Raw genomic sequence first — 12,058 nt, forward strand, 5'->3', positions numbered from 1 at the left:
GATCCCGCCGGACCGACCCCGGCCCCCGGGAGGTCAGTCCTCGTCGTAGCGCGGGTCGATCGCGTCCGGCGACAGTCCCAGCAGCTCGGCCACCTGCTCGATCAGGATCTCGTGCACCAGCGCCGCCCGGTCCTCCCGGGTCTTCGCCCGGATCTCCACCGGCCGCCGGTACACCACGATCTGGCTCTTGTGCCCCTTCTGGCCCGGCAGCACCCGGCCCAGCGGCACGCCGTCCCCGCCGTCGGCGCCGTCCACCTCGTGCAGCGGCACCTCCTGCACGGCGAACTCCACCTCGATCAGCTGCGGCCACCGCCGCTCCAGCCGTTCCACCGACTCGCGCACGTAGTCGTCGAACAGTTCGGAGCGGGTGAGCGAGATCGGCACCTGGGGCGGCGCCAGCGGGCCGCGCAACCCCCTGCCGTGCCGGTCGCGGTGCCGCGGGCGGCGCGAGGGGCCTGTCGATGACTGCGGTGCGGAACTGTCCATATCACTGCCGAGAGTAGTCCTTGGCGGGTCGGAAGTGGACCACTCCGACGGGGGAATCGCCGGGGCGGGGCGCGTGCCCGGACGGCCGGAGCGAGCCGGGCGGCGCACCCCCGGGCGGCACGCCCGGGGGTGCGCCCGGGGGCGCGGACCGCGACACGGCACCCCCGCCGGGCAGGCGGTCTTCGCTCCCCGGCGGGGAGTGCGGTACCGTCCACCCTCGTGAGCTCTGTACGTCGTTGTTCGCGGACCGCGTGCGGCCGACCGGCCGTCGCGACGCTGACGTACGTCTACGCGGACTCCACCGCCGTCCTGGGCCCGCTCGCCACCTACGCCGAGCCGCACTGCTACGACCTGTGCGCCGAGCACGCCGAGCGGCTCACCGCCCCGCGCGGCTGGGAGGTCGTCCGGCTCGCCGCCGAGGCCGGCCCGCTGCGCCGCAGCAGCGACGACCTGGAGGCGCTCGCCAACGCCGTCCGCGAGGCCGCCCGCCCGCAGACCCCCCGTCAGGGCCGGTCCCCCGAGGGCGAGTCCACCGAGGGCGGCCGCCGCGGCCACCTGCGCGTCCTGCGCTCGCCCGACAACTGACGACTCGCCCCGCGCCGCCCGTTCGCCCGGCCCGGGTACGCTGCCCGTCTGACCTCACCGCGACCGTCCACCGGACGGGCGGGGTGGCCCGACGTATCGATCAGCACAGAACCAGGGTGGAGCCGCAGTGCGCGACCTCAAGCAGCTCGTGAAGGCGTACGACGTCCGAGGCGTCGTCCCGGACCAGTGGGACGAGAGCCTGTCCCGGGCCTTCGGCGCCGCGTTCGTGCAGGTCACCGGCGCGTCCGCGATCGTGGTCGGCCACGACATGCGCCCCTCCTCCCCGTCGCTCAGCCGGGCCTTCGCCGAGGGCGCCGCGGCCTACGGCGCCGACGTGGTCGAGATCGGCCTGTGCTCGACCGACCAGCTCTACTACGCCAGCGGCAAGCTCGACCTGCCCGGCGCGATGTTCACCGCCAGCCACAACCCGGCCCAGTACAACGGCATCAAGCTCTGCCGGGCCGGCGCCGCCCCGGTCGGCCAGGACACCGGCCTGTCCGAGATCCGCGAACTGGTCGAGTCCTGGACCGCCGAGGACGACACCGTCACCGTCCCGGCCAAGGACGTGCAGCCCGGCGCGCTCTCTGCCCAGGAGACCCTGCGCGGCTACGCCGACCACCTGCTCGGCCTGGTCGACCTCACCGCGATCCGCCCGCTGAAGGTCGCCGTGGACGCGGGCAACGGCATGGGCGGCCACACCGTGCCGACCGTCTTCGACGGCCTGCCGATCGAGCTCGTCCCGATGTACTTCGAGCTGGACGGCACCTTCCCCAACCACGAGGCCAACCCGCTCGACCCGAAGAACCTGGTCGACCTCCAGGCCAGGGTCCGCGAGGTCGGCGCCGACATCGGCCTGGCCTTCGACGGCGACGCCGACCGCTGCTTCGTCGTCGACGAGCGCGGCGAGCCGGTCTCCCCGTCCGCGATCACCGCGCTGGTCGCCGCCCGCGAGATCGCCCGCGCCCAGGCCGCCGGCGAGGCCGAGCCGACGATCATCCACAACCTGATCACCTCCTGGACCGTCCCCGAGGTGGTCCGCGAGCTGGGCGCCACCCCGGTGCGCACCCGGGTCGGCCACTCCTTCATCAAGCAGGAGATGGCCGTCACCGACGCCGTCTTCGGCGGCGAGCACTCCGCCCACTACTACTTCCGCGACTTCTGGCGCGCCGACACCGGCATGCTGGCCGCGCTGCACGTGCTGGCCGCGCTCGGCGGGCAGCCGGGCACGCTCTCCGCGCTGACCGCCGAGTACGACCGCTACGCCGCCTCCGGCGAGATCAACAGCACCGTCGCCGACCAGGCCGCCAGCACCGCCGCCGTCCGCGCCGCCTACGCCGGCCTGGAGGGCACCGCCGTCGACGAGCTGGACGGCCTCACGGTGGCCGGCCCGGACTGGTGGTTCAACCTGCGGGCCTCGAACACCGAGCCGCTGCTGCGCCTCAACGTCGAGGCCAAGGACCCGGCGAAGATGGCCGAGCTGCGCGACGGCGTGCTCGCCGTCGTCCGCGCCTGACCGAGGCGCGCGGTGCCCCGGCCGGTAGGGTTGCCTATCGGCCGGGGCACCTCCGTGCCACCCCCGAACTTTGGAGAGCCCCATGAAGCTCGAATCCTTCCTGCTGGAGATCCTGGTCTGCCCGCAGTGCCGGGCCGCGCTCACCGAGGGCGGCACCGAGGAGCACCCCGAACTGCTCTGCACCGGCGCGGACTGCGGCCTCGCGTACCCGGTCCGCGAGGGCATTCCGGTCCTCCTGGTGGACGAGGCCCGCCGCCCGGCCTGATCCTGTTGGGGCCCGACAGCCCCACCCGCGCCCGCCGACCACAGGACAGCCGGAGGCCCGCCGCATGCTCGACGACACCCTGCTCGACGACCCGGCCGCCCTCCAGCGCGCCGACCACGACCGCGCCCTGCTGGCCCTGGCCGGCGCCGGCGCCCGGGTCCGCACCGCGCTGCGGCAGGCCGACACGGCCGGCCTCGACCGGCTGCGCCCGGACGGCCGCCCGCGCGCCGTCCTGGTCGCCGGGCACGGCAGCGCCCTGACGGCCGCCGAGATCCTCGCCGCGCTGGGCGGCTCCGCCGCCCTGGTCACCCCGCTGCCGCCGGTCGAGGCCGCCGCCCCGCGCGCCGACCGGGCCGGTGCCCCGCCCGTGTTCACCGCCGGACTCGGCTGGCAGCTGCCCGGCTGGGCCGGTCCGCTCGACCTGCTGGTGGTCAGCTCCGCCGACGGCGGCGAACAGGGCCTGATCGGCCTCGCCGAGCAGGCCTACGCGCGCGGCTGCGCCATCGTCGTCATCGCCCCGGCCGGCAGCCCGCTGGCCGAGGCCGCGCTGCAGGTGCGCGCGCTGCCGCTGCCGTACGTCACCGCGGTGCTGCCCGAGGAGGGCCGGCCCGCCGCGCCGGCCGCCGAGCCGGACCTCCCGGCCGAGGACCCGGCCGCGCTGTGGTCCCACCTGACCCCGCTGCTGGCGCTCGCCCAGAAGCTCGGCCTCACCCAGCTGCCGTACGACGCGCTGCCGGCCGTCGCCGACCTGCTGGACGCCACCGCCGTGCGCTGCCGCCCGGACGCCGCCGCGTACACCAACCCGGCCAAGGGGCTGGCCGCGCGGCTGGCCGGGACCGTCCCGCTGCTGTGGGCCGAGGGCCCGGTCGCCGGGGCCGCCGTCTCCCGGTTCGCCGCCCAGCTCGCCGACCGGGCCGGCCGCCCGGCGCTGGCCGGGTCGCTGCCGCAGGTGCTCACCGCCCACCGCGGCATGTTCACCGGCCAGTTGGGCGCGGGCGCGGACCCGGACGACTTCTTCCGCGACCGGGTCGATGAGCCCGACCCGCTGCACCTCCAGGTGCTGCTGCTCCGGCACGTCCCCGGCACCGGAACCCCGGATCCCGCGCAGGAGCAGGACGGCCCCGCCGAGGTGACGGAGGACGACGAGCGCCCGCGCAGCTTCGGCGCGAGCCGCGCGCACCGGCTGGCCGCCGCCCACGACGTACGGCTGACCGAGTACGCGAGCACCCGCCCGGACCCGCTGCACGCGCTGGCCGACCTGATCGCGCTGACCGACTTCGCCGCCGTCTATCTGGGGCTCGCCGCCGCGCAGTCCTGAGCCCGCCCGACAGGCGCTAGTCTCGGCCCATGAGCACAGAGGGTGGGACCAAGGCACTGGTGGCGGCGCTGTCCGCGAACCTGGCGATCGCGGCGGCCAAGTTCACCGCCTTCGGGTTCACCGGCTCCTCCTCGATGCTGGCCGAGGGCGTGCACTCGGTGGCCGACTCCGGCAACCAGGTGCTGCTGCTGATCGGTGGCAAGCGGGCACGCCGGGCGGCGGACGAGGAGCACCCGTTCGGGTACGGGCGCGAGCGCTACGTCTACGGCTTCCTGGTGGCGATCGTGCTGTTCAGCGTCGGTGGCCTGTTCGCGGTCTACGAGGGCTGGCACAAGGTCAACCACCCCGAGGCGCTGGACTCCTGGGGCTGGGCGGTGGGCGTGCTGTTCTTCGCCATCGCGATGGAGGGCTGGTCCTTCCTGACCGCGGTGCGGGAGTCCGTCAAGGCCAAGGGTAGCCAGGGCTGGGTGCAGTACATCCGCACCGCCAAGGCCCCGGAGCTGCCGGTGGTGCTGCTGGAGGACACCGGCGCGCTGATCGGTCTGGTGCTCGCGCTGTTCGGCGTCGGGCTCACCGTGATCACCGGCAACGGCGTCTGGGACGGCGTCGGCACCCTGTGCATCGGCGTCCTGCTGGTGGTGATCGCGGTGGTGCTCGCGCTGGAGACCAAGTCGCTGCTGCTCGGGGAGTCCGCCGACAAGGAGTCGGTGCGGCGGATCCGCGCCGCGCTGGTGGACGGCGAGGCGGTCACCGGGGTGATCCACATGCGCACCCTGCACCTCGGCCCGGAGGAGCTGCTGGTCGCCGCCAAGATCGCCGTCAACGCGGAGGACAGCGCCGAGCGGGTGGCGCGGGCCATCGACGCCGCCGAGGAGCGGGTCCGCGCGGCCGTCCCGATCGCCCGGGCGATCTACCTGGAGCCGGACGTCTACAGCGCCGAGAAGGCCGCGGCCGGCGAGGACCCGGCCGCCACCCCGGGCGGGCCCGGCCCGGACCCGGCGCACTGACGGGCCGTCCGCCCGGCCGCCCGCCCCGGTGGTTCCGGGGCGGGATCCCGGTCGGGCGGCGGTCGGATCCGGCGCCCGAAATCGGTCATCCGCGGACGGCGGGTGGGGCGGCCGGTGTAGATTCGTCACCAGAGCCAGAACGTCGCTGCTGATGGCGGTCGATCGGCGGTCCGCACCCGTAGGGTGTGCGCCGGTCGAGGGAGAGAGGTCCTCCGGCGGTTTGTGCTGCGCAGCGGGGAACCGGTCCGTGATCCACGGACCAGGTCGCCCCGGCGTAGCCGTGCACCCGTACGGCCCGCCATGCGCAACGCACATCCGGACCTCGGCCGTGCCCCACCCCCATCAGCGAGGAGCAGACGCATGTCGACCGACATCACCGGTGACTTCAAGGTCGCCGACCTTTCCCTGGCGCCGTTCGGCCGCAAGGAGATCCAGCTGGCCGAGCACGAGATGCCCGGCCTGATGTCCATCCGCGCCGAGTACGCCGAGGCGCAGCCGCTGGCCGGTGCCCGGATCACCGGCTCGCTGCACATGACCGTCCAGACCGCGGTGCTGATCGAGACCCTCACGGCGCTCGGTGCCGAGGTCCGCTGGTGCTCCTGCAACATCTTCTCCACCCAGGACCACGCCGCCGCGGCCATCGCCGTCGGCCCGCAGGGCACCCCGGAGAACCCGCAGGGCATCCCGGTCTTCGCCTGGAAGGGCGAGACCCTGGAGGAGTACTGGTGGTGCACCGAGCAGGCGCTGACCTGGCCTGACGGCAAGACCCCGAACATGATCCTGGACGACGGCGGCGACGCCACCCTGCTGATCCACAAGGGCGTCGAGTTCGAGAAGGCCGGTGCCGCTCCGGACCCGTCCACCGCGGACAACGACGAGTTCCGGATCATCCTCGAGCTGCTCAACCGCACGCTCAAGGAGACCCCGAACAAGTGGACCGAGGTCGCCGCCACCATCAAGGGCGTGACCGAGGAGACCACCACCGGTGTCCACCGCCTGTACGAGATGCACCGTGACGGCCAGCTGCTGTTCCCGGCGATCAACGTCAACGACTCGGTCACCAAGTCGAAGTTCGACAACAAGTACGGCTGCCGCCACTCGCTCATCGACGGCATCAACCGCGCCACCGACGTCCTGATCGGAGGCAAGGTCGCCGTCGTCTGCGGCTACGGCGACGTCGGCAAGGGCTGCGCCGAGTCGCTGCGCGGCCAGGGCGCCCGCGTCATCGTCACCGAGATCGACCCGATCTGCGCGCTCCAGGCCGCGATGGACGGCTACCAGGTCGCCACCCTGGACGACGTGGTCGAGACCGCCGACATCTTCATCACGACCACGGGCAACAAGGACATCATCATGGCCTCGCACATGGCCCGGATGAAGCACCAGGCCATCGTCGGCAACATCGGCCACTTCGACAACGAGATCGACATGGCCGGCCTGGCCAAGCTCGACGGCGTCGTGAAGACCGAGGTCAAGCCGCAGGTCCACGAGTGGCGCAAGGCCGACGGCCGCACCATCATCGTCCTCTCCGAGGGCCGCCTGCTGAACCTGGGCAACGCGACCGGCCACCCGTCCTTCGTGATGTCCAACTCCTTCGCGAACCAGACGATCGCCCAGATCGAGCTGTTCACGAAGACCGAGGAGTACCCGATCGGCGTCTACGTGCTGCCGAAGCACCTGGACGAGAAGGTCGCCCGGCTGCACCTGGACGCCCTGGGCGTGAAGCTCACCACCCTGACCCAGGAGCAGGCCGACTACATCGGCGTTCCGGTCGAGGGCCCGTACAAGGCGGAGCAGTACCGCTACTGATGCGGTGAGCGGCGAACGCCGGTGGCCGGCACCCCTGGGCGGGGTGCCGGCCACCGGCGCGTCCGGGGTCAGCGGAGGTTGCTGGTCGTCCAGGTGCTCTCGTCCGCGCCGGTGACGTGCACCAGCTTCAGCAGGCCGGCCGGGCCGCCGACCGGGTCGAGCCGGGGCACGATGTCGGGTGACGTGGAGGCGCAGACCTGCAGGCCCCCCTCGTGCCGACACTGCGAGTCGGGCGGGAGGTCCCTCAGGTCGCCCTCCGGAGCCGCCGTGACGGTGACCGTCTTGCCGCCGACCGCGAGGACGATCCGGGCTTCCCACGGCACCGTGCCGGGGTTGCGGACCACGGCGGCGGAGTCCGGCCGGATCGATGCCGGCAGTCCGCTCAGCCAGAGCGGCATGGGGACGTCCCGGCTGCCGCCCGTGACGGACTCCGCGATCCGGATCAGGTCCCCGTCGGGGATGACCCTGTTTTCGAGGTGCGTCGCCCGGATCACTGCCCACCGGCCGTCGACGGTCTGCCAGCGGAGGACCCGGTCGCTGCTGTCGTAGCGGGGCTCGGACGGATGCTCGATCCAGTACGCCGTCCGGCCGTTGATCGGGGCGGCGGGGACCTTGGCCTCGTCCGGGTGGGTTCCGAGCGCCGGCTCGGGGCCGGGGGCGAGCAGGACGATCTGGAGGCGCCGGAAGCCCAGTTTCGGTTCGACGGCGGTGATGTTGGAACCGAAGGTGCCCGCGGTGTAGCCGAGACCGTGTTCGCGGTCCACCCAGTCGGGCAGCCAGCCGACCTTGAGCTCGGAGATCAGCGCGGGGGTGCCGTCGACGGCCGTGTGGGTGGGGGCCGGCGTCGGGGTGGCCGCGGCCGGTGGAGCTGCGGGCGTCGCGTTCCCTGGCCGGGGCGCCATGGCCGTGAGGCCGACCGTGAGCGCCGTCGCGACGGCCCCCGCCCCGATCGTGGCTCGCTGACGGGTGCGTAGGCGGGCCCGCCCCCGGGCGATGGACGCGGTGGTGTCGAAGGCGGGCGGCGGAGCGGGTTCGTCGGCCAGGGCCGTCAGGCGGGCGGCCAGAACTGAGTGCGGGGTCATGACGTCCTCTCTGCGGCTGCGACGGGGTGGGGAGTGAGCGTGCTGCGGAGGGCCGCCAGGGCCCGCGAACTCTGGCTCTTGACGTTGCCCGTCGAGCAGCCCAGGGCCTCGGCGGCCTGGTCGATCGAGAGGTCGCAGAAGTAGCGCAGGACGACGGTGGCCCGCTGCCGGGGCGGCAGGGCCGCGAGGGCCCGGCGCAGGTCGAGCGAGGCGTCCAGGTCGAGGCTCGCGGCCAGGGCCTCCGGGTCGAGTTCCGTCCGTACCGTCCGGCGCCACCAGGAGGTGCGCTGCTCGGCGAGGAAGGTGTTGACCAGCGTCCGGCGGGCGTAGCCGTCGATGTTGTCCGTCCGGCTCGCCCTCGACCAGTGCACGTACAGCTTGGTGATGGTCTCCTGCACCAGGTCGTCGGCCCGGTGCCAGTCCCCGCACAGCAGATAGGCCACCTTGCGCAGCCAGCCGCCCCTGGAGGTCACGTACTCCGTGAACTCCGCGTCGCGCGTCTGCTTCGCCATCCGCACCCCCTCTCGTCGTCCGGGCGGCGTCTCTCCCGCGCCGTCCGACCCTCTAATGCGCGCAGCCGCGGGGAATGTTGCATCACGGGCGCACGTAGGCTTTCGGGCATGCCCAACGGCCGGTACTCGCTCCATGACACCCACGACCACCTGCTGCTCGGTGAGGAGCGCTTCAGCTGCGCGCCCGGGGCGGCCGGCTGGCGGTACGTCTCCAAGACCTACGCGCCGGACGGCCGGGTGCTCGGCAGCGTCGACCTGACGGTGGATTCGCGGGCCCGGCCGCTGCGGATGGAGCTGCGGGCCGGTGGCTGGCAGGTGCGCGGCGGCGCGGTGGACGGGGTCGCCTGGGTGCGAACCGACGCGGCCGACCCGGGTGGCGAGCACACGGTGGAGGGCCACGACCGGGCGCACGGGTTCGCCGGGCGCTCGCCGGGCTTCCTGGTCGCCACCGCCCGGATGCTGCGGTTGCGGGAGGGGGCGAGTGCGCGGGTGCGGCTGGTGGCGTTCACCGAGCCGGTGCTGGCGCCGCGCACCTTCGACCAGGGGTGGTTGCTGGAGGGCGTGGACACCCATGAGACGGACTCGGGGCCGCTGTCGGTCGAGCGGTACCAGGTCGCGGACCTGGAGACGGGGGAGCAGCAGGTCGTGCACCTGGCGGGGGACGTCGTGCTGGCGGCGGAGGGGATCGAGCTGGAGGAGCTGGAGTCGCCGCCGAACGCCTGGTCGGTGGGGGAGTAGCGGGGCGGGGCTCAGGTGGGCTCAGCTCAGGTGGGCTCGGCTCAGGTGGGCTCGGGTCAAGTGGGCTCAGCTCAGGCGGGCGGGGCGAAGCCGGTGGCGGGGGCCGGTGCCGGTGCGGCGGGTTGTGCGGGCTTGACGAAGGACGGCGCGGGGGCGGCCGGGGCGGGTGCGACGGCTGCGGGCGCGAGAGCGGGAACGGGAACGGGAGCGGGAGCGGGAGCGGCGGGCACGCCGAGGACGTGGTGGGGCCGGCCGTCGGCCGTGACGGCGGGGGCGGCCATCGGGTGCGGGGCGGGCATCGGGACGGGTGCGGAGGCCGCGAACCGCTGCTGGGCGCGCATCCACTCCCGGCGCTGGCGTTCGGTGAGCACCGCGCCCAGATAGGCGGCCGGGTGCAGGCCGGGCGGTACCGGGTGCCCGACCCGGGCGGCCAGGTCGTCGGCCAGCTCGATGGCCATCCGGAACGTCACGCCCGGATCCAACTGGCCCATCCGGCTGAGCACTTGGCGGATCGCGAGCCAGAGCGCCTCGGGCACCGCGGAGAGGTCCATCGCGACCAGCTCGCGGCCCATGTCGTGCAGCAGCTGCGGGTGCACCGGCGGAAGCGGGCCGGCCGTGCCGAGCCCGCCCGGGGTGCGCTCGCGGATCACCACCGTCCCCGCGAAGATGTCGCCGAGCCGCTTGCCGTCCGAGTTCAGCGCGGAGGTGATCACGGCCGGAGCGCCGGTTATCGCGATCAGCTCGAAGAAGCCCACCAGCCCGCGCACCAGCGAGTGCCGGAACCGGACCGGTCCGCCATCGGTGCGCACCACCCGCAGGCCGAGCGCGGCCTTGCCGGCCGAGCGCCCGTTGCTGAGGGTCTCGATCATCACCGGCAGGCCGACCAGGTAGAACACCGTCATCCCGAGCATGGTGGCTGCCAGCGCCGCGCTGTCGAGGTCGGACAGGGCGACGCTCATCACCAGCACGGACACGAACAGGGCGGCGAACTCGATGAGCAGGTCGAGCACGATGGCCAGCGCCCTGCTCGGAAGCTTCGCCGTCTGGAGGTCGAGGACGACCGCCTCACCCGTCACCAGGTCGCTCAAGACACCTGTCCGTTCACGCTCATGCGAGAGGTGGGAGTGCGGTTGGATCGGCCCCCACTGCCCGCTCTCCGCAGTCTGATCCGCAGCCGCAAACATACGGCGCCCGGTGGGCGCACGGGAAGTGAGATCCCGACGGCCGGGACAGCGACGGCTGCTGGCATGCTGGGCCCGCACGTGTCCGCACGTACCCGCGCGACCGCTCACGCGCGCCTCGCGCCATCGCCGACCATGGAGCCGCCGAATGGACCTGGACGTCTTCGTCGCCACCCACCAGGGGGAGTGGGCCCGGCTGGACGCCCTCGCCCGTAGGCGCCGGCTCAGCGGTGAGGAGGCCGACGAGCTGGTGGGCCTCTACCAGCGGGTCACCGGCCACCTCGCCAAGGTCCAGGCCGCCGCACCGGACCCGGCCCTGGTCGGCCGGCTGACCAGCCTGGTCTCGCAGGCCCGCAGCGCGGTGACCGGCGCCCGTACCAACGGCTGGCAGGACGTCGCCCGCTACTACACGGTGAGCTTCCCGGCCGCGCTGTACCGCGCCCGTCGCTGGTGGGTGCCGGTCGCGGCCGTCTCGCTGGCCCTCACCGTGCTGCTCGCCTGGTGGATGGCCACCCACCCGGAGGTCCGCAACAGCCTCATCACCCCGGACGAGCTGCGGGAGATGACCCGCCCCGGCGGAGAGTACGAGGCGTACTACTCGGACCGGCCGGCCAGTTCCTTCGCGGCCCAGGTCTGGACGAACAACGCGTGGGTCGCCGTGCAGTGCCTGCTCTTCGGGATCGCCCTGGGCATTCCGGTGCTCCTGGTGATGTGGACCAACGTGGTCAACCTCGGGGTCGGCATCGGACTGATGGCCTCCGCCGGACGGCTCGACATCTTCCTCGGCCTGCTCATCCCGCACGGACTGCTGGAGCTGACCGCGGTCTTCGTGGCCGGCGGCCTCGGCCTGCGCCTCGGCTGGACCGTCATCGACCCCGGCCCGCGCACCCGCACGGTGGCGCTGGCCGAACAGGGCCGCTCGATCATCGGGATGTCGATCGGCCTGGCGACGGTCCTGGCGGTCTCGGGCGTGCTCGAAGCCTTCGTGACTCCGTCCGGCCTGCCGACCTGGGCGCGCATTTCCATCGGCGCCCTGGCCGAGGTGGCCTTCCTCCTCTACGCGCTGGTGCTGGGCCGGAAGGCCGCGGCGAGCGGAGAGTTCGGCGACGTGGAGGCGGTCGACCGGGCGGACCTCCAGCCCGTCGCCGCCTGAGTCGATGTGATCAACAGGCCGTTGACCTGCTAGTCTTCTCGCATCCCGGCCAAACCATTGACGTGGTGAGGGTGGGCTAGTAGGTTTCAACGGTTGGGACTGACTGGACAACGGTCGGCCCCGGGCGCTAGTGTCTACGACACCGCCGAAATCGAGGCGAGCGCATTTCACGAAATGCGCACCCTCCGATGAAGCAAATCCCACGGACGGAACACTCCGAAAGCTTTGATAAGCTTCGGAACGAAGTTCGCAGGAAACCCGCCAGCGGGAATCGGATGAATGAAACTCCGGAAAACGGAGCGGAAAACATCTGGTAAGCTGGAAACACGAAAGAACGAAGCGCCCGGAGGGCCCGCTGGAAGGCGGTCCGAAGGAAGCGTCCGTTCCTTGAGAACTCAACAGCGTGCCA

At 73.0% G+C, this 12,058-nt stretch carries 12 protein-coding genes; 8 read left to right on the top strand and 4 right to left on the bottom strand.

All coding sequences use genetic code 11. The features are described from left to right. Window positions 1-33: 33 nt before the first annotated feature. On the bottom strand, window positions 34-411 hold the full coding sequence (locus ACFWIS_RS39430; protein WP_380463463.1) for a metallopeptidase family protein: 378 nt from the start codon (window positions 409-411) through the stop codon (window positions 34-36). A gap of 294 nt (window positions 412-705) precedes the next feature. Here ACFWIS_RS39430 and ACFWIS_RS39435 point away from each other — a divergent pair, with 294 nt between their 5' ends. From ACFWIS_RS39435 to ahcY, 6 genes are all read left to right on the top strand, one after another. Then, window positions 706-1,071, top strand: coding sequence for a DUF3499 domain-containing protein (locus tag ACFWIS_RS39435; protein ID WP_380463461.1), 366 nt, complete (start codon window positions 706-708; stop codon window positions 1,069-1,071). 127 nt (window positions 1,072-1,198) lie between these two features. Further along, window positions 1,199-2,584: a phosphomannomutase/phosphoglucomutase gene (locus ACFWIS_RS39440; protein ID WP_380463459.1), complete on the top strand. Its 1,386-nt coding sequence runs from the start codon at window positions 1,199-1,201 to the stop codon at window positions 2,582-2,584. 82 nt (window positions 2,585-2,666) lie between these two features. Next, the gene (locus ACFWIS_RS39445; RefSeq protein WP_380463457.1) at window positions 2,667-2,849 is read left to right on the top strand and encodes a Trm112 family protein; all 183 of its coding nucleotides are present in this window, start codon (window positions 2,667-2,669) and stop codon (window positions 2,847-2,849) included. A 64-nt stretch (window positions 2,850-2,913) separates the two neighbouring features. Beyond that, entirely contained in the window at window positions 2,914-4,167 is a 1,254-nt protein-coding gene (locus ACFWIS_RS39450) for an SIS domain-containing protein (RefSeq protein WP_380463455.1), read from the top strand. A gap of 29 nt (window positions 4,168-4,196) precedes the next feature. Continuing rightward, entirely contained in the window at window positions 4,197-5,174 is a 978-nt protein-coding gene (locus ACFWIS_RS39455; RefSeq protein WP_380463453.1) for a cation diffusion facilitator family transporter, read from the top strand. 360 nt (window positions 5,175-5,534) lie between these two features. After that, entirely contained in the window at window positions 5,535-6,983 is a 1,449-nt protein-coding gene (ahcY, locus tag ACFWIS_RS39460; protein ID WP_380463451.1) for an adenosylhomocysteinase, read from the top strand. A gap of 68 nt (window positions 6,984-7,051) precedes the next feature. Here ahcY and ACFWIS_RS39465 read toward each other — a convergent pair whose 3' ends face one another. Together ACFWIS_RS39465 and ACFWIS_RS39470 are read right to left on the bottom strand one after the other, a co-directional pair. Beyond that, entirely contained in the window at window positions 7,052-8,065 is a 1,014-nt protein-coding gene (locus tag ACFWIS_RS39465) for a hypothetical protein (RefSeq protein WP_380463449.1), read from the bottom strand. Beyond that, window positions 8,062-8,577: a SigE family RNA polymerase sigma factor gene (locus tag ACFWIS_RS39470; protein ID WP_380463447.1), complete on the bottom strand. Its 516-nt coding sequence runs from the start codon at window positions 8,575-8,577 to the stop codon at window positions 8,062-8,064. The genes ACFWIS_RS39465 and ACFWIS_RS39470 overlap by 4 nt, the downstream gene beginning before the upstream one ends. A gap of 108 nt (window positions 8,578-8,685) precedes the next feature. On the opposite strand from ACFWIS_RS39470, the gene ACFWIS_RS39475 reads away from it, so the two are divergent. Further along, entirely contained in the window at window positions 8,686-9,315 is a 630-nt protein-coding gene (locus ACFWIS_RS39475) for a hypothetical protein (protein WP_380463445.1), read from the top strand. 71 nt (window positions 9,316-9,386) lie between these two features. On the opposite strand, the gene ACFWIS_RS39480 is transcribed toward ACFWIS_RS39475, so the two are convergent. Continuing rightward, window positions 9,387-10,403, bottom strand: a complete 1,017-nt coding sequence (locus ACFWIS_RS39480; protein WP_380463444.1) for an RDD family protein — start codon at window positions 10,401-10,403, stop codon at window positions 9,387-9,389. Between the two features lie 241 nt (window positions 10,404-10,644). On the opposite strand from ACFWIS_RS39480, the gene ACFWIS_RS39485 reads away from it, so the two are divergent. Further along, window positions 10,645-11,649 carry a stage II sporulation protein M gene (locus tag ACFWIS_RS39485; protein ID WP_380463442.1) on the top strand — a complete coding sequence of 335 codons (1,005 nt, stop codon included), beginning with the start codon at window positions 10,645-10,647 and terminating at the stop codon, window positions 11,647-11,649. Window positions 11,650-12,058 lie beyond the last annotated feature (409 nt).

This window comes from Kitasatospora sp. NPDC127060 (genome assembly GCF_042724935.1).
Classification (GTDB): Bacteria; Actinomycetota; Actinomycetes; order Streptomycetales; family Streptomycetaceae; genus Kitasatospora.